This window comes from Pseudomonas sp. GL_103, assembly GCF_057835175.1.
This window is the reverse complement of sequence record NZ_CM174420.1, coordinates 5,398,241-5,419,400: the sequence shown is the minus strand read 5'-3', so window position 1 is coordinate 5,419,400 and position 21,160 is coordinate 5,398,241. Positions and strand designations below refer to the sequence as shown.

The window sequence follows — 21,160 nt, the reverse complement described above, 5'->3', positions numbered from 1 at the left end:
TTCTTTTTCGGGTGCCTTTTGTACCCTCTGTCTATTTAACGATGGGATCAGAACATGACCAGGCAACAGCAAGTGGTGATTGTCGGCGGTGGGGTGATTGGATTGCTGACGGCGTTCAATCTCGCCTCCGAAGTGCAAAGCGTTGTGCTGCTGGATCGCTCGAGCGTCGGCCAGGAATCGTCTTGGGCCGGTGGCGGCATCGTTTCGCCGCTTTACCCGTGGCGCTACAGCCCGGCGGTCACCGCGCTGGCTCACTGGTCCCAGGACTTTTATCCACAGCTGGGCGAGCGCTTGTTTGCCGCCACTGGCGTTGATCCTGAAGTGCACACCACCGGGCTGTACTGGCTGGATCTGGATGACGAGGCTGAAGCCCTGGCATGGGCCGCCCGGGAGAATCGCCCGCTCAGCGCGGTGGATATATCGGCAGCACACGACGCCGTGCCGGTGCTGGGCAGTGGTTTTTCCCGGGCGATCTACATGGCCGACGTCGCTAACGTGCGCAATCCGCGTCTGGTGAAATCTCTCAAGTCCGCGTTGCTGGCGCTGCCGAACGTGACGATCCATGAACAGTGCGAAGTCAGCGGGTTTGTTCGCGACGGCAACAAAGTGGTCGGCGTGCAGACCTCCACAGGTACTGTCCCGGGCGATCAAGTCGTCCTGACGGCGGGGGCCTGGAGCGGAGATTTGCTCAAGCTTCTTGATCTGACGCTGCCGGTCGAGCCGGTGAAAGGGCAGATGATTCTCTACAAGTGTGCGGCGGATTTCCTGCCGAGCATGGTCCTGGCCAAGGGCCGTTATGCGATTCCACGGCGCGACGGGCACATACTGATCGGCAGTACGCTGGAGCATGAAGGCTTTGACAAGACGCCGACCGGGACGGCACTGGAAAGCCTGAAGGCGTCCGCGGTGGAGTTGATCCCGGCGCTGGCCGATGCCGAAGTGGTGGGGCATTGGGCCGGATTGCGCCCGGGATCACCCGAGGGCATTCCTTACATCGGCCCGGTGCCGGGGTTTGACGGGCTCTGGCTCAACTGCGGGCACTACCGTAACGGGCTGGTGCTGGCGCCGGCCTCATGCCAGCTGTTTGCCGATGTGATGCTGGGCCGGGCACCGATTATCGATCCGGCGCCTTATGCGCCTGCCGGAAGACTTTAAAGCCTCAATCCAATCCCAACTTCTTGAGCCTGTAGCGCATCGACCTGAAAGACAGGTTCAACCGCTGAGCCGCCGCCGTGCGGTTCCAGCGGGTTTCCTCCAGGGCCTGGAGCAGCAGTTGGCGTTCGACGTTTTCCAGGTAGGCTTCCAGATTGTCGATCCGGGTCAGGTCCGGCACGCCACCCTCAGTCCCACGGTTGCCTTCAGCCAGGCGCAGGTCGCCGGCTTCGATCTGTTTGTTCTCACACAAGGTGTGCGCCCGTTCGAGCATGTTTTCCAGTTCCCGCACATTGCCCGGGAAGCGATAGCTTTTCAGCGCATCGAGGGCTTGAGGGTGGAGTCTCGCCGCAGGTTGGCCGGTATCGGCGGCCAGACGGTTGAGAATGTGGCTGGCAAGCATTTCGATGTCATCACGACGCTCGCGCAAGGGCGGCACCCGGAGTTCGATCACGTTCAAACGGTAGTAAAGATCGTGACGAAATCGTCCGGCGGCGACTTCGGCGCCAAGGTCCTTGTGCGTGGCGCAGAGAATGCGCACATCCACCGCCACTTCCTGCTGCCCGCCGACGCAGCGTACGGATTTCTCCTGAATCGCGCGCAGCAGTTTGACTTGCATGGCCAGCGGCAGGTCGGCCACTTCGTCGAGGAGCAGGGTGCCGCCGTGGGCTGTCTGGAACAGGCCGGGTTTGTCTTCGATGGCGCCGCTGAAACTGCCTTTGCGATGGCCGAAAAACTCGCTCTCCAGCAGCTCCGAAGGAATCGCCGCGCAGTTGATCGCAATGAACGGCTGATTGGCGCGGGGGCTTTGATCATGGATCAGGCGCGCGACCAACTCCTTGCCGCTGCCGGACTCTCCGCTGATGTATACCGTCGCATGGCTGCTGGCCAGTTTGGTGATGTGTTTGCGCAGGTTGCGCATGGGCAATGAGTCGCCCAGCAGGCGTCGATCGATGCCGACCCCGCGGGCAGGAACCAGCAGGGCGTTGGTGACCAGCTCACGCAGGCGCGCAAGGTCCACCGGTTTGGTCAGGAAGTCGAATGCCCCGGCCTTGAGTACATTGATCGCGTTTTCGAGACTGTCATAGGCGGTGATCATCGCCACCTGGACCTGAGGGTGGCGTTGCTGGATGTGCTGCACCAGCTCCAGGCCGGTACCGTCCGGCAACTGCATGTCGGTCAGGCATAGATCGAAGGTTTCGCGTTTCAGCAGGGATTGCGCTTCGCCGACGTTGCGGGCGTTGAACGTCTCCAGCTTCATCCTTCCCAGGGTGATTTCCAGGAGTTCTCGAATGTCCGGTTCGTCATCGACGATCAAGACTTTTTGTCGTGGTCTCGTGTTCAACGTGGGGTTCGTCCGTGTGCATAGGTCATGCAAAGGCAGCCGCTTTCCTGGCGTGCCTTGAAGTCTAGGCGGGACAGAATGCTTTTGCCCGGCTGGCCGGACAGATAAAGCCCCAGGCCCTTGATATGGGGGGCTGGGGCTTCATTATCGAGTATTTCCAGTGATTTCAGGTTGAGTCGTAGCGGCGACATTTGCTCGCGGCGCTGCAGGTGCAGGACGTTTTCGATTACCCGGTTCATTCGCAGAGAGAGGTCTTGAATAATCTGCGTCAGACGTCGATCAACACCTTTCAGTTCCTTGGGGACGCGCGATAGTCCCTAAACGGCTGCCATTTCTGCTGAAGTGTCAGTGGCCACTGGAGCCCTTGCCTTGCTCAAGATGAGCCTGGCTGCAATACCATTGCTGGTCGAGGCTCAGCGCGCGGTCACGGGGCAGGTGAACACCGCAATGGGCGCAACGGACCATGGGCGCCGCTTCCCGCTCGGCAGGGGATCTGGGAGTGGATGCCTGACCCTTGAACTTGCGCCAGAACCATACCGCAGCGGCAATCAGGGCAATCCAGAACAATAAACGAAGCATGGTGAGCTGCTTTTCGACTGATGATCCGGCAGTTTAGCCAAGGACCTGACAGGCGCACAGTGTAATAAAGCGCTGAAATAAAAAAGGGAGACTCGAAAGTCTCCCTTTTTTCATAACCCGGGGGTGTCAGTCGAACACGCCGAAGGTCATGTAGCTGAACCACGAACGGTCGCTGTTGTTGCCTTCGGCTTCGTGATTTTCTTCTTCGACCGCGTCGCCATTGTCGTCTTTAGGCTTGAGCTCGCTCGGGATGGCGTCCTTGGCGTCCTGGAATTGCTTCTGTACGTCCTGGTTGGCGCGGGTTTCGCCCGGTGGCAGCGGCGGACGGGACTCGATCAGGCCCAGGGTCGTCTTGCTCAGCCACGAACGGTTGTCGGCTTCGGCCACGGTCGGTACGAACTGACCGTCTACCAGCGTCGGGTGGTTCGGGTAGTTGAGCTTCAGGGTTTCCAGACTGGTGGCAGCCAGTTCGTCCAGGTGCATGCGCTGGTAGGCCTCGGTCATCACCGCCAGGCCGTCGCCGACCGAAGGGGTTTCCTGGAAGTTTTCCACCACGTAACGACCGCGGTTCGCGGCAGCGACGTAGGCCTGACGGGTCAGGTAGTAGTCGGCCACGTGAATTTCGTATGCCGCCAGCAGGTTGCGCAGATAAATCATGCGCTGCTTGGCGTCTGGCGCGTAGCGGCTGTTCGGAAAGCGGCTGGTCAGCTGGGCGAACTCGTTATAGGAGTCGCGGGCGGCGCCCGGGTCACGCTTGGTCATGTCCAGCGGCAGGAAACGCGCCAGCAGGCCGACGTCCTGGTCGAAAGAAGTCAGGCCCTTGAGGTAGTAGGCATAATCGACGTTCGGATGCTGTGGGTGCAGACGAATGAAGCGTTCCGCAGCGGACTTGGCCGCTTCTGGCTCGGTGTTCTTGTAGTTGGCGTAGATGAGTTCGAGTTGCGCCTGGTCGGCATAGCGACCGAACGGATAACGCGATTCCAGAGCCTTCAGTTTGGCGATGGCGCTGGTGTAGCTGCTATTGTCCAGGTCGGCTTGAGCCTGTTGGTACAGCTCGACTTCACTGAGGTTTTCGTCTACGACTTCCTTCGATGAGCAAGCAGCGGTCAATGCGAGGATGGCGATCAGCAGCAGGTGTTTCACTTGCATGGCGGCTTGCGTCCCTATGACGGCCGCTGTCTTGGGCGTGGCCGTCCTGTTATGATGAGCGCCCCGTTGAATAGCCTCGGGGCAAAAGACGCCGTATTTAACCACAAGCGCGCAGCCGAAACCAAAGGCTGTGCCGACGCCTAGTCTGAGCATGTCCGATAAAATTGAACTTCGCGCAGAGGTGCCGTCCGAATTGGGCGGCCAACGCCTCGATCAAGTCGCCGCACAATTATTCGCTGAGCACTCGCGCTCGCGCCTTTCCGCCTGGATCAAAGACGGCCGCCTGACTGTGGATGGGGCGGTTATCCGCCCGCGAGACATCGTCCACGGCGGCGCCATCCTTGAGCTGACTGCCGAGCAGGAAGCTCAGGGCGAATGGGTCGCTCAAGACATAGCCCTGGATATCGTCTACGAAGACGACGACATCCTGGTGATCAACAAGCCTGCGGGCCTGGTGGTGCACCCGGCTGCCGGTCATGCCGACGGCACCTTGCTCAACGCCTTGCTGCACCACGTGCCGGACATCATCAATGTGCCCCGCGCCGGTATCGTGCATCGCCTGGACAAGGACACCACCGGTCTGATGGTGGTGGCCAAGACCATTCAAGCGCAGACGCAGCTGGTTACACAGTTGCAGAGCCGCAGCGTCAGCCGGATCTACGAGTGCATCGTGATCGGCGTGGTGACAGCCGGTGGCAAGATCAACGCGCCGATCGGTCGTCACGGCCAGCAACGCCAGCGCATGGCCGTGATGGAAGGTGGCAAGCAAGCCGTCAGCCATTACCGCGTGCTCGAGCGCTTCCGCTCCCACACCCACGTGCGGGTGAAGCTGGAAACCGGTCGTACGCACCAGATTCGCGTGCACATGGCGCACATCAACTACCCGTTGGTCGGAGATCCTGCCTACGGCGGTCGTTTCCGTATCCCGCCGGCCGCCAACCCGACCATGGTCGAGTCGCTGAAAAACTTCCCGCGTCAGGCGCTGCATGCGCGTTTCCTGGAACTGGATCATCCGACCACCGGTAAGCGCATGAGCTGGGAATCGCCGTTGCCGGAAGATTTCGTCTGGTTGCTGACCCTGCTCAAGCAAGACCGCGAGGCGTTCATCGGATGAGTGACTGGCTGATTCCTGACTGGCCCGCGCCGGCCGGGGTCAAAGCCTGCGTCACCACCCGTGCGGGCGGCGTCAGTGTGGCGCCGTTCGACAGCCTCAACCTCGGCGATCACGTCGACGACAGCCCTGAGGCTGTTGCCGAGAATCGCCGGCGTCTTACCGAGCATTTCTCCATTCAACCGGCCTGGCTGCAGCAGGTCCACGGCATCGTCGTGGCTCATGCCGACCCAAGCCAGGTGGTCACCGCTGATGCGAGCTGGACGTCGACACCCGGTATTGCTTGCGCGGCGATGACGGCCGATTGCCTGCCGGCATTGTTTTGCGACCGTGCCGGCACTCGTGTCGCTGCGGCCCATGCCGGTTGGCGCGGATTGGCAGCGGGCGTGCTGGAAGCCACCCTCGACAGTCTGGCGGTGCCACCTGCCGAAGTATTGGTCTGGCTTGGCCCGGCTATCGGTCCACGAGCCTTTGAAGTCGGCCCGGAAGTGCGCGAAACCTTCGTGCAGCAGTTGCCGCAAGCGGCAGAAGCCTTTGTACCGAGCCAAAACCCCGGCAAGTTCATGGCCGACATCTATATGCTTGCGCGCCTGCGTCTGGCAGTTCACGGCGTTACAGCTGTCTACGGTGGCGGTTTCTGCACCGTGACCGATCCACGCTTCTTCTCCTATCGCCGTGCCCCCCGCACTGGCCGATTCGCCTCCCTGATCTGGCTCGCCCGCTAAGCTTCCCTGACCTGCATCAACGTCACGACGCTTGAAACTCCCAGAATCGACCGCATCTATTGTGGTATCTGGCAGGTTTCTTCATTCAGGATGTTTTATAGGTCCGGCCTGCTCAAAAGGAAGGTGACCCATGCGTATAGACCGTTTAACCAGCAAATTGCAGTTAGCGTTGTCCGATGCCCAATCCCTGGCTGTCGGCCACGATCATCCGGCCATAGAACCGGCGCACTTGATGCAAGCCTTGCTCGAACAGCAGGGCGGCTCGATCAAGCCCCTGTTGATGCAGGTGGGCTTCGACGTCAACAGCCTGCGTAAAGAGCTGACCAAAGAGCTCGACCAGCTACCGAAAATCCAGAACCCGACCGGTGACGTGAACATGTCGCAGGATCTGGCGCGCCTGCTCAACCAGGCGGACCGTCTGGCCCAGCAGAAGGGCGACCAGTTCATCTCCAGTGAATTGGTGCTACTCGCCGCCATGGACGAGAACAGCAAGCTCGGCAAACTGTTGCTTGGCCAGGGCGTGAGCAAGAAAGCCCTGGAAAATGCGATCAACAACCTGCGCGGTGGCGAAGCCGTCAATGACCCGAACCACGAAGAGGCGCGACAGGCGCTGGATAAATACACCGTCGACCTGACCAAGCGCGCCGAAGACGGCAAGCTCGATCCGGTGATCGGCCGTGACGATGAAATTCGCCGGACCATCCAGGTGCTGCAACGTCGTACCAAGAACAACCCGGTGCTGATCGGTGAGCCTGGCGTGGGTAAAACCGCCATCGCCGAAGGCCTGGCCCAGCGCATCATCAATGGTGAAGTGCCGGATGGCCTCAAGGGCAAGCGCCTGTTGTCCCTGGACATGGGGGCGCTGATTGCCGGTGCCAAGTATCGCGGTGAGTTCGAAGAGCGCCTGAAATCCCTGCTCAATGAACTGTCGAAGCAGGAAGGGCAGATCATCCTGTTCATCGACGAACTGCATACCATGGTCGGCGCCGGTAAGGGCGAAGGCTCGATGGATGCGGGCAATATGCTCAAGCCGGCCCTGGCCCGCGGTGAGCTGCACTGTGTCGGTGCGACCACCCTCAACGAGTACCGCCAATATATAGAGAAGGACGCCGCCCTCGAGCGACGTTTCCAGAAAGTGCTGGTGGATGAGCCGAGCGAAGAAGACACCATCGCCATCCTGCGTGGCCTCAAGGAGCGTTATGAGGTCCACCACAAGGTGGCGATTACCGACGGCGCGATCATTGCCGCAGCCAAGCTCAGCCATCGTTACATCACTGACCGGCAGTTGCCTGACAAGGCCATCGACCTGATCGATGAGGCCGCCAGCCGCATCCGCATGGAGATCGACTCCAAGCCGGAAGTGCTGGACCGTCTGGAGCGTCGCCTGATTCAGCTGAAGGTGGAATCCCAGGCGCTGAAGAAAGAAAGCGACGACGCGGCGAAGAAGCGTCTGGAAAAATTGCAGGAAGAAATCGCTCGTCATGAGCGTGAATACTCGGATCTGGAAGAAATCTGGAACTCGGAAAAAGCCGAAGTCCAGGGTTCTGCGCAGATCCAGCAGAAAATCGAACAGTCCCGTCAGGAACTGGAAGCAGCCCGCCGCAAAGGTGACCTGAACCGCATGGCCGAGTTGCAGTACGGGGTGATCCCGGACCTGGAACGCAGCCTGCAAATGGTCGACCAGCATGGCAAAGCCGAAAACCAGTTGCTGCGCAGCAAGGTGACTGAAGAAGAGATCGCCGAAGTCGTTTCGAAGTGGACGGGTATTCCGGTGTCGAAAATGCTCGAAGGCGAGCGCGAAAAGCTGATGAAAATGGAAAGCCTGTTGCACCAGCGTGTGATCGGCCAGGACGAAGCGGTGGTTGCGGTTTCCAACGCTGTGCGGCGTTCCCGCGCCGGGTTGTCCGACCCGAATCGCCCGAGCGGCTCGTTCATGTTCCTCGGCCCGACCGGTGTCGGTAAAACCGAGCTGTGCAAGGCGCTGGCCGAATTCCTCTTCGACACTGAAGAGGCGATGGTGCGGATCGACATGTCTGAGTTCATGGAGAAACATTCCGTGGCTCGCTTGATCGGTGCGCCACCAGGCTACGTGGGCTATGAAGAGGGCGGTTACCTGACCGAGGCCGTACGTCGCAAGCCGTATTCGGTGATCCTCATGGACGAAGTCGAGAAGGCGCACCCGGATGTGTTCAACATCTTGCTGCAAGTGCTCGAGGATGGTCGTCTGACCGACAGCCATGGCCGCACGGTGGACTTCAAGAACACCGTGATTGTCATGACCTCCAACCTGGGGTCGGTACAGATCCAGGAACTGGTCGGCGATCGTGAGGCGCAGCGCGCGGCGGTGATGGATGCGATTTCCAGCCATTTCCGGCCGGAGTTCATCAACCGGGTCGACGAAGTGGTGATCTTCGAGCCGTTGGCGCGGGATCAGATCGCCGGCATTACCGAGATCCAGTTGGGTCGTCTGCGCAGTCGCCTGACCGAGCGTGAGCTGAAGCTTGAGCTCAGCCCTGAAGCCATGGACAAGCTGATCGCGGTCGGCTACGACCCGGTGTACGGCGCACGGCCGCTCAAGCGCGCTATCCAGCGCTGGATCGAGAACCCGCTGGCGCAGCTGATCCTGTCCGGTCGATTCATGCCGGGCGATACCGCTCACGGTGTGGTGGAAAACGACGAAATCGTCTTTGTCTGATCCATAACGGCAGCAAAATCGAAAAGGCCTCGCATAACGAGGCCTTTTTTTCGTTAGGCTGTTGAACTCAAAGGAAAAGGCTTGTAAAGTGCGCCCCGCAGTAAGTCACCCGCCAGGGTTTCCGCTCCCCAAGCAGGAATCCAAAATAAGTTGCAAATCATTAACTTGAAAGCAATTTAGGGGGTTGACAGAGGTGCTGAAGATTGTAGAATAGCGCGCCTCAGACACACGAACGCAGCGATGCGAACGGGTTGAAGAGAACGCAGTAAAGCTTCAAAGTTGTAAATTGAAATGTGTAGTTCCGTGATAGCTCAGTCGGTAGAGCAAATGACTGTTAATCATTGGGTCCCAGGTTCGAGTCCTGGTCACGGAGCCAATTTCAAACCGGGGTATAGCGCAGTCCGGTAGCGCGCCTGCTTTGGGAGCAGGATGTCAGGAGTTCGAATCCCCTTACCCCGACCATTTTTGGGTCGTTAGCTCAGTTGGTAGAGCAGTTGGCTTTTAACCAATTGGTCGTAGGTTCGAATCCCACACGACCCACCATTTTTGAAACCAGTTAGCGCTGGAATCGAATCTTAAGATCAGAGGCCAAAAGCGCTGATCGAAGAAGGCGCCTTTCAAAGGTGCCTTTTTTTTACCGGGGTATAGCGCAGTCCGGTAGCGCGCCTGCTTTGGGAGCAGGATGTCAGGAGTTCGAATCCCCTTACCCCGACCATATTAAAAATCCTCGTATCGAAAGATACGGGGATTTTTTTTGTCCATAGGAAACTCAGGAACGCCGCAAAGCCAATGTGGGAGCGAGCTTGCTCGCGATAGCGGTCTGGCATTCAGTACATGTGTTGAATGTCAGGCCGTCATCGCGAGCAAGCTCGCTCCCACAGTGGTTGAGGTGTTAGTGCAGTTTCAGCCGTGGCTCAGTCCCGCGCCCGATCTTGCTGCCCAGCATCAGCATCGCCGTGCGGAACGGCCCGTACAGCGCCATCTGGTGCATGCGGTACAGCGACACGTAGAACATCCGCGCCAGCCAGCCTTCGAGCATTACGCTGCCGGTGAGGTTGCCCATCAGGTTACCCACAGCCGAAAAACGCGACAGTGAGATCAGCGAGCCGTAGTCGGTGTACTTGTACTCCGGCAGTGCCTTGCCTTCGATGCGCAGTTTCAACGATTTGGCCAGCAACGAAGCCTGTTGGTGAGCGGCCTGGGCACGTGGCGGCACGTTGCGGTCAGTGCCTGGCTGCGGGCAGGCGGCGCAGTCACCGAAGGCGAAAATATTGTCGTCGCGGGTGGTTTGCAGGGTCGGCAGCACTTGCAGCTGATTGATGCGGTTGGTTTCCAGGCCATCGATGTCCTTGAGGAAACCCGGTGCACGAATCCCCGCGGCCCAGACTTTCAGGCTGGCGTTGATCACTTTACCGTCCGCAGTAATCAGGCTGTCGGCGGTCACTTCGCTGACCGCAGCATTGGTCATCACGTTGACCCCGAGTTTCTCCAGGGTTTTATGCACAGGCCCGCCGATGCGCTCCGGCAGCGCGGGTAATACCCGTGGGCCGGCTTCGATCAAGGTGATGTGCATGTTTTCCGGTTTGATCCGGTCCAGGCCGTAGGCCGCCAGTTCATGGGCAGCGTTGTGCAGTTCGGCGGCCAGTTCGACCCCAGTGGCACCGGCGCCGACGATGGCGACGCTGATTTGCTCGATCGTGTCGGTCTGACCGGCGTGAGCGCGCAAATAGTGATTGAGCAGTTGCTGGTGGAATCGCTCGGCCTGTTTGCGGGTGTCGAGGAACAGGCAGTGTTGCGCCGCGCCTTGGGTGCCGAAATCGTTGGTGGTGCTGCCGACGGAGATCACCAGCGAGTCGTAAGGCACTTCACGGGCCGGCACCAGCTCCAGACCGGCTTCGTCGTAGGTGGCGGCCAGCTGGATTTTTTTCTTCGCGCGATCGAGTCCGCTCATGCGCCCCAGCTGGAACTCGAAGTGGTTCCATTTGGCTTGGGCAACATAGTTGAGTTCGTCTTCGGAAGAGTTCAGGGAACCGGCCGCCACTTCGTGCAACAACGGTTTCCAGATGTGGGTCAGGTTCGCGTCGACCAGCATCACGCTGGCCGTACCGCGCTTGCCCAGAGTCTTACCCAGGCGGGTAGCCAACTCCAGACCGCCGGCGCCGCCGCCGACAATGACAATACGATGGGACATGGGGATAACTCGCAAGGCTAAAAGAAATCGGTGCAGTCAACCGCGCGAGCGCAAGGCAGCTCATAGCGTCAGGTAACTGATAAGTCGGCTCAACAGGCCCAGACCAATGGTCACTGCCAATACCAGTACAAGGAGCATCCACGGCCGGAAAGGCCGGCGCTCGACTTGGTGCTGGGACAACTGCAGGTACTCTTCGACATGCTTTTGGTCGTCGGGGTTCAGGCGGCTGGTCATATCGGGCCTCGTCAGGAGTAGACGTTGCTGAATGTGTGGAAGCTACAGGGAAATTAATCAGCTGTGAACGAAGCTTAGCTGCTGACCGGGGAAAGGCTCGAGTCTCACAGACTGATCCCGACATCAAAAACAATGCTGCGCCCCAGGTTGCTGCGCAAGAAGTCCGGCGCATCCGGGTGAGCGAACAGCACGCGGGCGAATGTCGGCCCAACCAATGACAGCGAGCGCCAGCCCTGGCGCAGGTATTCGGTCGGCGGCGGGAAATGGCTGTTGAGGTCCAGCACTTCGCGTTTGAGGCTGGCGAAGGCGATGATGTCCAGTTCACCCAGATCCATGCCGCGTTCTTTGTAGTTGTGCGCTTTTTTGCGCAAGGTCGGCGCCAATCGCAGCAAGAACTCGTTGGCGGGGATGCGTCGTGGCTTGGCCTCGCGGCGCACCAGTTGGCTCAAGGAAAACGCGCTGCGTCGGCGTTGCAGTTCGTCGCGCCATTCATCATTGAGGCGCCGGCCCTCGTCGAGCACGAAGAACACCTCGAAACTGGCATCGCGAAACAACACATCCGGCGGCTCCCCGGCGGGGGCGAATTCATCGGCGCGATAGGGAATGTTCAAGCCTTGCAGCAGGCGCTGGCAAACCCAACGCTCACGCTCCCATTTGCGGGCATTGGACAGGAATGCGTTGGCTTGCTCGGCCGCGATGGTCAGCAGGCGTAAATAATCTGAGTCATCCATAGGCCCAAGCTTAGCGTTCAAATGTGATCGCAAAGAAGACAATTTGTCGCAGAGGCTCATAGCCTTCCGTTCCCATGCCCGTTCCAGGGCCCTGCACAAAACGGATAGTGGTCTGCGCTCACTGGCTATTGCCACGTATCGGGCGGCTCTACCCTCGGCTGTACGGACGTAAGCCGTGTTACCGCCGCTCAAAAAAACAACAACAAGAGATATATGCCATGCGCAAGATCGACGTACATGAGGTTATCGACAACGCTCGTTTCAACCGCTTTCACTGGATGGTGCTGTTCTGGTGTGCCCTGATCATCATTTTCGACGGTTACGATCTGGTGATCTACGGCGTGGTCCTGCCGATGCTGATGAAAGAGTGGGGGCTCAGTCCTCTGCAAGCCGGTGCACTGGGTAGTTATGCACTGTTCGGCATGATGTTCGGCGCGCTGTTCTTCGGACCGCTGTCGGACAGGATCGGCCGCAAGAAAGCCATCACGATCTGCGTGATGCTCTTCAGTGGCTTCACCGTGCTCAATGGTTTCGCCCGAAACCCCACCGAGTTCGGCCTGTGTCGCTTCATTGCCGGGCTCGGCATTGGCGGCGTGATGCCTAACGTCGTGGCGTTGATGAACGAGTACGCGCCGAAAAAAATCCGCAGCACGCTGGTCGCAATCATGTTCAGCGGTTACTCGGTGGGCGGCATGTTGTCCGCCGGGCTGGGCATTGTGCTGATCCCGAGTTTCGGCTGGCAGTCGGTGTTTTACGTGGCGGTCCTGCCGTTGCTGTTGTTGCCGCTGATCATGTATTTCCTGCCCGAATCGGTGGGCTTCATGTTGCGTCAGGGGCGCAATGAAGAGGCGCGCAATATTCTTCAGCGGATTGATCCGGCCTACGTCGCGCAACCGTCTGACCAATTGCACATGGCCGAAGTGAAAGGCACGGGCACCCCGGTGCTGCAGTTGTTCCGTGAAGGCCGCGCGCTGCGCACGCTGATGCTGTGGCTGGCGTTTTTCTGCTGCCTGTTGATGGTCTACGCCTTGAGTTCGTGGTTGCCGAAACTGATGGCCAACGCCGGTTATAGCCTGGGTTCGAGCCTGTCGTTCCTGCTGGTGTTGAACTTCGGTGCAATCTTCGGCGCGGTCGGCGGCGGGGTGCTGGGCGACAAACTCAATCTGCCGAGAGTGCTGGCGGTGTTTTTCGCCATGGCGGCGGTGTCGATCACGCTGTTGGGCTTCAACAGCCCGACGCCGGTGTTGTACCTGCTGATCGCCATTGCGGGTGCCACCACCATTGGCTCGCAGATTCTCTTGTACGCCTGCGCCGCGCAGTTTTATTCCATGACGATTCGGTCTACCGGTCTGGGCTGGGCGTCGGGCATCGGACGCAACGGGGCCATCGTCGGTCCGCTGCTGGGTGGCGCCTTGCTCGGGATCAGCCTGCCCCTGCAACTGAACTTCATGGCGTTTGCCTTGCCCGGTGCGGTGGCGGCCCTGGCCATGACCGTGTTCGCCATCAGCAGCCGACGCAGCGCTGATGGCGTCAACCCGGCGTTGTCAGCGACCGGTGCCTGAATCATGAAAGCGTTTTTCCAGGACTTCTCGTTGTCAGCCGCCGTGGCTGGATTCATTGCCACGGTGATTTCCTACGCCGGCCCGTTGGTGATCATCTTTCAGGCGGCAGAAGCGGCACATCTTTCGCGGGAAGTGTTGTCGTCCTGGATCTGGGCGATCTCCATTGGCAGCGCCGTACTCGGCATCGGTTTGAGCCTGCGCTACCGCGTTCCGGTGATCATCGCCTGGTCGGCGCCGGGCTCGGCGTTGCTGGTGACGCTGTTGCCGGACATCTCCATGGCGGAGGCGGTGGGGGCTTATCTGGTCAGTAGCCTGATCATTTTCGTGGTTGGCATCTCGGGGGCTTTCGACCGGATCATCAGAAAGTTGCCCGCAGCCATCGCGGCGGCAATGCTGGCGGGGATCCTGTTCAGTTTCGGCACCGGCTTGTTCGTGTCGATGCAGCGCAAGCCGTTGCTGGTCCTGGCGATGTTTGCCTGCTACCTGATCTGCAAACGGGTGATGCCGCGTTATGCAGTGATGATGGTGCTGCTGGTGGGCTGTTCGATTGCCGCGTTCACCGGTGATTTGCATCGTGAAGCGCTGGTGATCGGCCTGGCCACGCCGGTGTGGATCACGCCTGAGTTCAGCCTGGGCGCGATCCTGAACATCGCCTTGCCGCTGGTGATGGTGGCGCTGACCGGTCAATTCGTGCCCGGCATGGCGGTGCTGCGCGCCAGTGGATACCCAACGCCGGCAAGCACGATCATCGCCAGTAGCGCGCTGGGCACGGCATTGCTGGCGCCGTTCGGTTGCCATGGACTGAATCTGGCGGCGATCACCGCAGCAATCTGCACCGGTCGCGAAGCCCACGAAGATCCTCGCAAACGCTACGTGGCCGGGGTCGTCGGCGGCCTGTGCTACCTGCTGCTGGGGATCTTCGGCGCCACGCTGGTCTCGCTGTTTTCAGCGTTCCCCAAAGAGTTGATCGCGGCACTGGCCAGCCTTGCCTTGTTCGCTGCCATTGCCGGCGCGTTGACGGGCGCGATGGCGGTGCCGAGCGATCGCGAAGCCGCGCTGGTGACCTTTCTGGTCACGGCTTCGGGCATGTCGTTGTTCGGTTTGTCCGCAGCGTTCTGGGGGCTGATTTTCGGCATGGTCACCCATGTGCTGTTGAGCGCCCGTCGTCCCGTTCTCCCTCGCAAATCCACTGCAACTGAAGTCCTTCAATCAGTCGATCAATAACAATAAGAGAAAAACGATGAAACAGATTCTCCCAACAACCGGTTCGGCGTTGTCCCTGGCTGTCGTCTCGAGTTTATCCACAGGCACGATGGCCGCTGAAAAAGGCTTTATCGAAGACACCACCGCGACGTTGCAGGCGCGCAATTACTACTTCAGCCGCGACTATTCCGACATCGTCGGCGCCAACCAGCAATCGAAGGCTGAAGAGTGGGCCCAGGGTTTCATCCTCAACGTGAAGTCCGGATACACCCAGGGCACCGTCGGGTTTGGGGTAGACGTCATCGGCTTGCTCGGCCTCAAGCTCGACAGCGCCCCGGACCGGACCAATACCGGTTTGCTGCCGGTGCAGGGTGACGGCCGCGCGGCGGACAACTACAGCCGCCTGGAAGGCGCGTTGAAGATGCGCTACTCCAAAACCGAGCTGAAAGTCGGTGAGCTGCAACCCAATCTGCCGGTGTTGGCATTCAGCGATATTCGCCTGCTGCCGCCGAGTTATCAGGGCGCAAGCATCACCTCCAACGAGATCAATGGCCTGACCCTGCAGGGTGGTCACTTGAGTTCAACCAGCCTGCGCAACGAGGCTGGCGACGAAAAGATGCAAGCGATGCTGGGTCATGTGCCGCAGCGCCAGGTCAGCAGTGACGGTTTCAATTTTGCCGGCGCGGATTATGCCTTCAACGACAAGCGCAGCTCGGTCAGCGCCTGGTACGGGCAACTGGAAGATATCTACAACCAGCGTTTTCTGGGTTTAAAACACAGTGAGCCGGTGGGCGACTGGATCCTCGGCGCCAACCTCGGTTACTACAATTCGCGCGAGGACGGCAAGAAACTGCTGGGCAACATCGACAACCAGGCGTTCTTCTCGTTGCTGTCGGCCAAGCGTGGCGGCCATACGTTTTACGTCGGCTATCAGGGCATGTTCGGTGACAGTGCGTTCCCACGGGTGTTTGCCAACATCTCGCCGCTGGGCAACGAAGTGCCGACCTATGAGTTCGCCTTCACCGATGAACGTTCCTGGCAGGCGCGCTACGATTACGACTTCGCGGCGCTCGGCGTACCGGGGCTGACCAGTACCGTGCGCTACATCAGCGGCAATAACGTCGATACCGGCAAGGGCTATGAAGGCAAGGATCGCGAGCGTGACCTGGACATTGGCTATGTGCTGCAGAGTGGCAGCCTCAAAGGTTTGGGCATTCGCGTGCGCAATGCGATGGCGCGTTCAAACTACCGCAGTGATATCGACGAGAACCGCTTGATCCTCAGCTACACCTGGACCTTGCTGTGAGCCCTTTGATCACAGGTTGCTGGTGCAATCACCGATGACGTTGTAGGTCACGCGGTGGGTCTGGCCCTGATGATCGACATACTCCATGGTCGCCGGTACAACCCCGCACGCTGTCGCGGTGTCCGACACCGAAACCACCTTGGCGATGTCCAGTGGCTGCGCCGGGTTGTACAGGACCGCGAGGGGCTCGTTGTCAGCGGCCATGGCCGAGGAGGCGATGACGGTCAGCAACAGGCTGATCAACGTTTTCATGTTGGCGTGCTCCGTGTCGGTTTCGATGTCTGAATTTTAGTCTTTGCCACCGACGGATAAAGGGGCGAACGGCGGATGCAGCCTTACATAAAACGTAACAGTCATCGCCCGAGGGGGGCTTATGGATGTGCTTAACAACTTGCGCGTGTTCATCCGGGTGGTGGACTGCGCCAGTTTCACCGGGGCTGCCGATGCGCTGGATCTGTCGACCGCGCAGGTATCCCGATTGGTGGCGGATCTGGAGGAACATGTACAGGCGCGTCTGCTGCAACGCACCACGCGACGCTTGAGTCTGACCGACGCCGGCGAGCGCTTCCTGCAGCGCAGCCGGCAAATCGTCGAAGCCATGGATGAGGCGACGGCCGAGGCCCGAGGCGCTCATATCAATCCGGCCGGACGCCTGCGGGTGCATAGCATGAACGGCCTGGGTGTGCTGCTCACGCCGTTGATCGCCCGCTACAGCGAGCTTTATCCCGATGTGGTGTTCGAACTGACCTTGTCGCAGCGCAATCCCGATCCGCTGGAGGAAGGGCACGATGTGGTGATTTCGATAGCTCCCGAACTGGCCGACTCGCAAATGGTTGCGCAAGCCGTCGGGCAGATCTACAGCGTGCCCTGTGCTTCCCCGGCTTACTTGCAACGCCGGGGTGTGCCGCAGCAGCCGCTGGCGCTGAGCGATCATCAATGCCTGCGCATGCTCGACCCGTTGTACAGCGATCAATGGCTTTTCCAGGACGAGCACGGCGAGCACGCCGTCAGCCCGGCCAAGACCTTTCAGTGCAATGTTGCCGAGTCGATGGTCAAGGCTTCAGAGGCGGGCATGGGCATCAGCCTGCTGCCGTTCTACACCGCGACGCGGCCCTTGAGCGACGGCACGTTGCTGCGCGTGTTACCTGCATGGCGCCTGCGCGAACGCAATGTGTATGCGCTGTATCCTTCGCGACGCTTTCTCGATGCCAAGGTCCGCACCTGGGTGGACTTTCTCAAGTCTGAGCTACCGAAGCTGTTCGCCGAACATGATGCGGTGATGAACGATCCGCGATATTGGGCTTGAGGTCGAAGGGCCGGCGAGCGGCGGTGTAGACTGAGTGCCTGTTGTTCTTCGCCTGGGAGGCGCGCGTAGCCATGATCGGTGCAGAGTTGCTGTCATCGCAAACCCTTGCGGTCGGCTGGCTTATCTATGTGCCGGTGTTGATCTGGGCGATCTGTCGCGCACCGTGGGTTGAACTGTTCACCGACAGCCGTCGTCAGCATCTGCTGTTTGGAACGGTGTTTGCGCTGTTTCTGTTGTGGCTGGTGCGGCGCGACTTTGATACTGGCGTGTCTTACCACTTCATCGGCATGACAGCGGTGACGCTACTGCTGGACTGGCCGCTGGCGCTGGTTGGCGGGTTGGTTGCACAAACGGGGCTGGTGTTGCTTGGCCGGCAGGACTTGGCGGCGGTCGGGGTCAATGGCGCGCTGTTGATTGCGCTGCCGGTGCTGGTCACCGAGTGCTGCGCCATTCTGGTGGAGCGCGCGCAGCCGCGAAATCCCTTTGTGTATATCTTCGTGTCCGGCTTCTTTGCGGCGGCGCTGTCGGCATTGCTGTGCCTGCTGCTGGCGCTTTGGCTGCTGTGGTTCGATGAACGTTTTGCCATGCCTTACTGGCTGGAAGATTTTGTCGGATATCTGTGGCTGATCATTTTTCCCGAAGCGTTTATCAACGGCATGATCGTCAGTGCGCTGGTCGTGTTTTGTCCGGAGTGGCTGGAGACGTTCAACCGCACCAGCTACCTCTCGGCACCCTGGAAAGACGACGATCCCAAGTCCTGATCCACATCAAAACCTGGAATCGCCCATTCAGTGGATCAGTGGCGCGGGTCGAAGTCACCGCTGAACATCTCGTCCTCGGCATCGGGAGCCACTGGAATCTTGTGCTCTTCGGACGCCCAGGCGCCCAGGTCGATCAGTTTGCAGCGATCGGAGCAGAATGGCCGGAATTTGCTCTCGGCGGTCCATTCCACGGGGGCGCCACAGGTTGGGCATTCGACGGTTGTTGGTTGGCTCATGACTGGCCTCCACGCAAAGAAAGATAAAAGTGATGCAGGCGTTCGACCTCGCTGTGCAGCCAGGCAAGGTCGCGGTCATTGACCACGACGTCGTCGGCATGGCTCACGCGATCCTGGCGGCTGGACTGGGCCTTGAGGATCGCCTGGACTTGCTGCTCGCTGGTCTGGTCACGTTGCAGGGTACGTTCGATCTGCAATTGTTCGGGGGCATCGATCACCAGCACCCGTTGGGTCATGGCGTATTGCCCGGACTCGATCAGCAGCGGCGAAACCAGAATCGCATAAGGCGATTTTGCCAGCGCCAGGTGGTGAGCGATCTCCTCGCCGATCAGCGGATGCAGGAGGGCCTCCAGCCAGCGGCGTTCTTCAGGCACCTCGAAGATCAATTTGCGTAGCGCGGCGCGGTCCAGTTGCCCGTCGGCCTGCAACACGCCGGGGCCGAAGTGCTCGGCGATTTGCGCCAGCGCCGGGCGGCCGGGTTCCACTACCCAGCGAGCGGCATGATCGGCGTCGACTACATGCACGCCCAGGTCGATGAAGTGTTGGGCGGCCGCACTTTTGCCGCTGCCGATGCCGCCGGTCAGGCCGAGAATCCAGGGTTTTTCCACAGGGCTATTCATTTCAAACCGACAAACTGCCAATAGAGGTCGGTTATTTGACCACCCCAGAGCAACGCAATCCAGCCGGCAATGGCCAGATAGGGACCGAAAGGGATCGGCGTCGAGGTTTTTGCATTTCGCCAGCGCAGCAGTATCAGCCCGAAAATGGCACCCACCAGCGAGGACAGCAGGATGGTCAGCGGCAAAATCTGCCAGCCACCCCAGGCGCCCAGCATCGCCAGCAGCTTGAAATCGCCGTAGCCCATGCCGTCCTTGCCCGTGACCAGCTTGAACAGCCAGAACACCGACCACAGCAGGCCGTAGCCGGCGATCGCCCCCCAAAGCGCCTCGTGCAACGACACGAACAGGCCGAAACTGTTAACGATCAACCCCAGCCAAATCAACGGCAGCACCAGTACGTCCGGCAATATCTGATGTTCGGCGTCGATCAGGCTCATCGCCAGCAACCCCCAGCTCAGGATCAGCACCAGGGCGGCCGGCCAACCGAAGCCGAAGTGCCAGGCAACAAACGCCGACAACAGCCCGCAGGCCAGTTCGGTCAACGGATAGCGTGGGCTGATCGCTGCCGCGCAGGCTGAGCAGCGGCCGCGCAAAAACGCATAACTGAGCAGCGGGATGTTTTCCCAGGCGCGGATTCGGTGACCGCAGTGCGGGCACTGGGAGTGGGGCAGCAACAGGTTGTAGGTCGGCAGCGGCGTTTCGCCAGGCAGCCCGAGAATGTCATGGGCCTGCTCGCGCCAGTCGCGTTCGAGCATTTTCGGCAGGCGCCAGATCACGACATTGAGGAAACTGCCGACCAGCAGGCCGGTGATGCCTGCGAGAAGGACAAAGGCCAGCGCAGAGTGAATCAGGATTTCATTCAAGGGCATGTCAGATCGCTGAGCCAAGTTGGAAGATGGGCAGGTACATGGCAACTACCAGTCCACCGACGATAACACCCAGCACCACCATGATGAACGGCTCCATCAGGCTGGTGAGGTTATCGACCATATTATCGACGTTGTCTTCGTAGAAACCCGCGACTTTGTCGAGCATAGCGTCCAGGGTGCCTGACTCTTCGCCGATGGCGGTCATTTGTATCGCCATGTTCGGAAAGACGCCACAGGTACGCATGGCGAAATGCAATTGCATGCCGGTCGAGATGTCCTGCCGGATGCGCAATACCGCGCGCTTGAACACGATATTGCCGGTCGCACCGGCCACGGATTCCAGGGCCTCCACCAGCGGCACGCCGGCAGCGAAAGTGGTCGACAGTGTACGGGCGAACCGGGCCACGGCGGACTTGTGCATCAGGGTGCCCACCAGCGGCAGTTTCAGCAGCCAGGTGTCCATCCGGTCACGGAAGGCCGGGGATGTCCTGAGGGCGTGGCGCACGCCGAAGGTCATCGTGATCAGCGCGCCAAGGACCACCCACCACCAGGCCTGCATGAATTGCGACAGGCCAATGACCATCACAGTGAAGGCCGGCAGTTCGGCGCCAAAGCCTTTGAACACCGACTCGAACTGCGGCACGACATTGACCAGCAGAATCCCGGTGACAATCGCCGCGACGAACACCACCACCAGCGGGTAGGTCATGGCTTTCCTGATCCTGGCCTTGAGGCTTTCGCTTTTTTCCTTGTAGGTCGCGACCCGCTCCAAAAGGGTGTCGAGGGCACCGGCCTGCTCGCCGGCATCCACCAGGTTGCAATACAGCTCATCGAAATACCGGGGCTTCTTGCGCAGGGCGGCGGCGAAGCTGCTGCCTGCTGCAACTTCCTGTTTCAGTTCGTCCACCAGCTTGCGCATGGCCGGATTGTCGAAGCCTTCGCCGATGATGTCGAACGACTGCAACAACGGCACGCCAGCCTTCATCATCGTCGCCATTTGCCGGGTGAACAGGGCAATGTCCTGGGCCTTGATGCGCTTGCCCATGTTGAAAACCGAGTGGTTTTTCTTGCGGACCTTGCCGGGAGTGATGCCCTGCTTGCGCAGTTTCGCCTTGATCAGCGCCGGGTTTTGAGCGCTGAGTTCGCCGGATACCTTTGTGCCTTTGCGGTCGATGCCTTCCCATGCATACACGCTGATTTTCGCTGCCTTGACCGCCATGTTCAGTCCTGGGTATTCCGATTGAATTGCTCTTATAGCCTAGTCAAGGGACGGGGCCAAACCCGCAAGGGTGAGGTGACAAAAAACGTCAGATAGTGCTGATCCTGGTAGTAGGCAAGGGCTTTGCGGCCACCACGCCCCCTGCCAACAGGGGCTTCTGGCCTTG

The 21,160-nt window shown here is 59.9% G+C and carries 20 protein-coding genes, 4 tRNA genes and 1 pseudogene; 13 read left to right on the top strand and 12 right to left on the bottom strand.

Features of this window, described 5'->3' with window-relative positions:
- Positions 1–54: 54 nt before the first annotated feature.
- Positions 55–1,155: a glycine oxidase ThiO gene (thiO, locus tag AC3IP0_RS24390; protein ID WP_489317279.1), complete on the top strand. Its 1,101-nt coding sequence runs from the start codon at positions 55–57 to the stop codon at positions 1,153–1,155.
- 4 nt (positions 1,156–1,159) lie between these two features.
- On the opposite strand, the gene AC3IP0_RS24385 is transcribed toward thiO, so the two are convergent.
- The 4 genes and pseudogenes from AC3IP0_RS24385 to AC3IP0_RS24370 all read right to left on the bottom strand — a co-directional run bounded on the left by AC3IP0_RS24385 (position 1,160) and on the right by AC3IP0_RS24370 (position 4,225).
- Positions 1,160–2,497 carry a sigma-54-dependent transcriptional regulator gene (locus AC3IP0_RS24385; RefSeq protein ID WP_489326093.1) on the bottom strand — a complete coding sequence of 446 codons (1,338 nt, stop codon included), beginning with the start codon at positions 2,495–2,497 and terminating at the stop codon, positions 1,160–1,162.
- Positions 2,494–2,796 (bottom strand): annotated as a pseudogene (locus tag AC3IP0_RS24380) (hypothetical protein); the annotation flags it as partial. The pseudogene AC3IP0_RS24380 and the gene AC3IP0_RS24385, both read right to left, overlap by 4 nt.
- Positions 2,797–2,842: 46 nt before the next feature.
- On the bottom strand, positions 2,843–3,076 hold the full coding sequence (locus tag AC3IP0_RS24375; RefSeq protein WP_489317277.1) for a PP0621 family protein: 234 nt from the start codon (positions 3,074–3,076) through the stop codon (positions 2,843–2,845).
- A 126-nt stretch (positions 3,077–3,202) separates the two neighbouring features.
- Positions 3,203–4,225: an outer membrane protein assembly factor BamD gene (locus AC3IP0_RS24370; RefSeq protein WP_489317276.1), complete on the bottom strand. Its 1,023-nt coding sequence runs from the start codon at positions 4,223–4,225 to the stop codon at positions 3,203–3,205.
- 151 nt (positions 4,226–4,376) lie between these two features.
- Between AC3IP0_RS24370 and rluD the strand changes: the two genes are divergently transcribed.
- The 7 genes from rluD (at position 4,377) to AC3IP0_RS24335 (ending at position 9,471) form a co-directional block, all read left to right on the top strand.
- On the top strand, positions 4,377–5,339 hold the full coding sequence (rluD, locus tag AC3IP0_RS24365) for a 23S rRNA pseudouridine(1911/1915/1917) synthase RluD (protein WP_007990414.1): 963 nt from the start codon (positions 4,377–4,379) through the stop codon (positions 5,337–5,339).
- Positions 5,336–6,061, top strand: coding sequence for a peptidoglycan editing factor PgeF (pgeF, locus tag AC3IP0_RS24360; RefSeq protein ID WP_489317275.1), 726 nt, complete (start codon positions 5,336–5,338; stop codon positions 6,059–6,061). The genes rluD and pgeF overlap by 4 nt, the downstream gene beginning before the upstream one ends.
- A 130-nt stretch (positions 6,062–6,191) precedes the next feature.
- Entirely contained in the window at positions 6,192–8,756 is a 2,565-nt protein-coding gene (gene clpB, locus AC3IP0_RS24355) for an ATP-dependent chaperone ClpB (protein WP_150754962.1), read from the top strand.
- A 300-nt stretch (positions 8,757–9,056) separates the two neighbouring features.
- Positions 9,057–9,132: transfer RNA gene (locus AC3IP0_RS24350), tRNA-Asn, on the top strand.
- Between the two features lie 9 nt (positions 9,133–9,141).
- Positions 9,142–9,218 (top strand) — tRNA-Pro (locus tag AC3IP0_RS24345).
- Between the two features lie 5 nt (positions 9,219–9,223).
- Positions 9,224–9,299: transfer RNA gene (locus tag AC3IP0_RS24340), tRNA-Lys, on the top strand.
- Between the two features lie 95 nt (positions 9,300–9,394).
- A tRNA-Pro gene (locus AC3IP0_RS24335) sits at positions 9,395–9,471 on the top strand.
- Positions 9,472–9,648: 177 nt separating this feature from the next.
- Here the strand turns inward: AC3IP0_RS24335 and AC3IP0_RS24330 are convergent.
- The 3 genes from AC3IP0_RS24330 to AC3IP0_RS24320 form a co-directional block, all read right to left on the bottom strand.
- The gene (locus AC3IP0_RS24330; RefSeq protein ID WP_489326091.1) at positions 9,649–10,947 is read right to left on the bottom strand and encodes an NAD(P)/FAD-dependent oxidoreductase; all 1,299 of its coding nucleotides are present in this window, start codon (positions 10,945–10,947) and stop codon (positions 9,649–9,651) included.
- A gap of 60 nt (positions 10,948–11,007) precedes the next feature.
- Positions 11,008–11,181, bottom strand: coding sequence for a DUF3094 domain-containing protein (locus AC3IP0_RS24325; protein ID WP_007970531.1), 174 nt, complete (start codon positions 11,179–11,181; stop codon positions 11,008–11,010).
- Between the two features lie 104 nt (positions 11,182–11,285).
- Positions 11,286–11,912: a DUF1780 domain-containing protein gene (locus AC3IP0_RS24320; RefSeq protein WP_007970534.1), complete on the bottom strand. Its 627-nt coding sequence runs from the start codon at positions 11,910–11,912 to the stop codon at positions 11,286–11,288.
- Between the two features lie 218 nt (positions 11,913–12,130).
- Here AC3IP0_RS24320 and AC3IP0_RS24315 point away from each other — a divergent pair, with 218 nt between their 5' ends.
- The 3 genes from AC3IP0_RS24315 to AC3IP0_RS24305 are packed head-to-tail and all read left to right on the top strand — an operon-like array spanning position 12,131 to position 15,983.
- Positions 12,131–13,474, top strand: a complete 1,344-nt coding sequence (locus AC3IP0_RS24315; protein WP_489317274.1) for an aromatic acid/H+ symport family MFS transporter — start codon at positions 12,131–12,133, stop codon at positions 13,472–13,474.
- Between the two features lie 3 nt (positions 13,475–13,477).
- The gene (locus tag AC3IP0_RS24310) at positions 13,478–14,698 is read left to right on the top strand and encodes a benzoate/H(+) symporter BenE family transporter (protein ID WP_489317273.1); all 1,221 of its coding nucleotides are present in this window, start codon (positions 13,478–13,480) and stop codon (positions 14,696–14,698) included.
- A 16-nt stretch (positions 14,699–14,714) separates the two neighbouring features.
- On the top strand, positions 14,715–15,983 hold the full coding sequence (locus AC3IP0_RS24305) for an OprD family porin (protein ID WP_489326090.1): 1,269 nt from the start codon (positions 14,715–14,717) through the stop codon (positions 15,981–15,983).
- Positions 15,984–15,992: 9 nt separating this feature from the next.
- On the opposite strand, the gene AC3IP0_RS24300 is transcribed toward AC3IP0_RS24305, so the two are convergent.
- Positions 15,993–16,235 (bottom strand): DUF2790 domain-containing protein, encoded by a 243-nt coding sequence (locus tag AC3IP0_RS24300; protein ID WP_489326089.1) that lies wholly within the window; start codon positions 16,233–16,235, stop codon positions 15,993–15,995.
- A gap of 121 nt (positions 16,236–16,356) precedes the next feature.
- Here AC3IP0_RS24300 and AC3IP0_RS24295 point away from each other — a divergent pair, with 121 nt between their 5' ends.
- Together AC3IP0_RS24295 and AC3IP0_RS24290 are read left to right on the top strand one after the other, a co-directional pair.
- Positions 16,357–17,289, top strand: a complete 933-nt coding sequence (locus AC3IP0_RS24295) for a LysR family transcriptional regulator (protein WP_489326088.1) — start codon at positions 16,357–16,359, stop codon at positions 17,287–17,289.
- A 71-nt stretch (positions 17,290–17,360) separates the two neighbouring features.
- Positions 17,361–18,050: an energy-coupling factor ABC transporter permease gene (locus AC3IP0_RS24290; protein ID WP_489327837.1), complete on the top strand. Its 690-nt coding sequence runs from the start codon at positions 17,361–17,363 to the stop codon at positions 18,048–18,050.
- Between the two features lie 35 nt (positions 18,051–18,085).
- Here the strand turns inward: AC3IP0_RS24290 and yacG are convergent, their stop codons facing one another.
- Genes yacG through AC3IP0_RS24270 form a run of 4 tightly spaced genes read right to left on the bottom strand, consistent with a single transcriptional unit; the run spans position 18,086 to position 20,994 of the window.
- Positions 18,086–18,286 carry a DNA gyrase inhibitor YacG gene (yacG, locus tag AC3IP0_RS24285; RefSeq protein WP_007970539.1) on the bottom strand — a complete coding sequence of 67 codons (201 nt, stop codon included), beginning with the start codon at positions 18,284–18,286 and terminating at the stop codon, positions 18,086–18,088.
- Complete coding sequence (coaE, locus tag AC3IP0_RS24280) at positions 18,283–18,906, bottom strand: dephospho-CoA kinase (RefSeq protein ID WP_046041800.1); 624 nt, start codon at positions 18,904–18,906, stop codon at positions 18,283–18,285. The genes yacG and coaE overlap by 4 nt, the downstream gene beginning before the upstream one ends.
- Entirely contained in the window at positions 18,903–19,775 is an 873-nt protein-coding gene (locus AC3IP0_RS24275) for a prepilin peptidase (RefSeq protein ID WP_489317270.1), read from the bottom strand. Before AC3IP0_RS24275 ends, coaE begins: the two co-directional genes overlap by 4 nt.
- Position 19,776: 1 nt before the next feature.
- Complete coding sequence (locus AC3IP0_RS24270; protein WP_489326087.1) at positions 19,777–20,994, bottom strand: type II secretion system F family protein; 1,218 nt, start codon at positions 20,992–20,994, stop codon at positions 19,777–19,779.
- Positions 20,995–21,160: the final 166 nt, after the last annotated feature.

What these genes read in the sequence shown, in the direction of transcription:
- clpB (WP_150754962.1), top strand. Translation starts at nt 6,192, where the DNA reads ATGCGTATAGACCGTTTAACCAGCAAATTGCAGTTAGCGTTGTCCGAT.
- AC3IP0_RS24305 (WP_489326090.1), top strand. Translation starts at nt 14,715, where the DNA reads ATGAAACAGATTCTCCCAACAACCGGTTCGGCGTTGTCCCTGGCTGTC.
- AC3IP0_RS24375 (WP_489317277.1), bottom strand. Translation starts at nt 3,076, where the DNA reads ATGCTTCGTTTATTGTTCTGGATTGCCCTGATTGCCGCTGCGGTATGG.
- AC3IP0_RS24270 (WP_489326087.1), bottom strand. Translation starts at nt 20,994, where the DNA reads ATGGCGGTCAAGGCAGCGAAAATCAGCGTGTATGCATGGGAAGGCATC.
- pgeF (WP_489317275.1), top strand. Translation starts at nt 5,336, where the DNA reads ATGAGTGACTGGCTGATTCCTGACTGGCCCGCGCCGGCCGGGGTCAAA.
- AC3IP0_RS24310 (WP_489317273.1), top strand. Translation starts at nt 13,478, where the DNA reads ATGAAAGCGTTTTTCCAGGACTTCTCGTTGTCAGCCGCCGTGGCTGGA.
- AC3IP0_RS24300 (WP_489326089.1), bottom strand. Translation starts at nt 16,235, where the DNA reads ATGAAAACGTTGATCAGCCTGTTGCTGACCGTCATCGCCTCCTCGGCC.
- AC3IP0_RS24330 (WP_489326091.1), bottom strand. Translation starts at nt 10,947, where the DNA reads ATGTCCCATCGTATTGTCATTGTCGGCGGCGGCGCCGGCGGTCTGGAG.
- AC3IP0_RS24295 (WP_489326088.1), top strand. Translation starts at nt 16,357, where the DNA reads ATGGATGTGCTTAACAACTTGCGCGTGTTCATCCGGGTGGTGGACTGC.
- AC3IP0_RS24325 (WP_007970531.1), bottom strand. Translation starts at nt 11,181, where the DNA reads ATGACCAGCCGCCTGAACCCCGACGACCAAAAGCATGTCGAAGAGTAC.
- AC3IP0_RS24275 (WP_489317270.1), bottom strand. Translation starts at nt 19,775, where the DNA reads ATGCCCTTGAATGAAATCCTGATTCACTCTGCGCTGGCCTTTGTCCTT.
- AC3IP0_RS24320 (WP_007970534.1), bottom strand. Translation starts at nt 11,912, where the DNA reads ATGGATGACTCAGATTATTTACGCCTGCTGACCATCGCGGCCGAGCAA.
- AC3IP0_RS24290 (WP_489327837.1), top strand. Translation starts at nt 17,361, where the DNA reads ATGATCGGTGCAGAGTTGCTGTCATCGCAAACCCTTGCGGTCGGCTGG.
- AC3IP0_RS24315 (WP_489317274.1), top strand. Translation starts at nt 12,131, where the DNA reads ATGCGCAAGATCGACGTACATGAGGTTATCGACAACGCTCGTTTCAAC.
- rluD (WP_007990414.1), top strand. Translation starts at nt 4,377, where the DNA reads ATGTCCGATAAAATTGAACTTCGCGCAGAGGTGCCGTCCGAATTGGGC.
- AC3IP0_RS24370 (WP_489317276.1), bottom strand. Translation starts at nt 4,225, where the DNA reads ATGCAAGTGAAACACCTGCTGCTGATCGCCATCCTCGCATTGACCGCT.
- yacG (WP_007970539.1), bottom strand. Translation starts at nt 18,286, where the DNA reads ATGAGCCAACCAACAACCGTCGAATGCCCAACCTGTGGCGCCCCCGTG.
- coaE (WP_046041800.1), bottom strand. Translation starts at nt 18,906, where the DNA reads ATGAATAGCCCTGTGGAAAAACCCTGGATTCTCGGCCTGACCGGCGGC.
- thiO (WP_489317279.1), top strand. Translation starts at nt 55, where the DNA reads ATGACCAGGCAACAGCAAGTGGTGATTGTCGGCGGTGGGGTGATTGGA.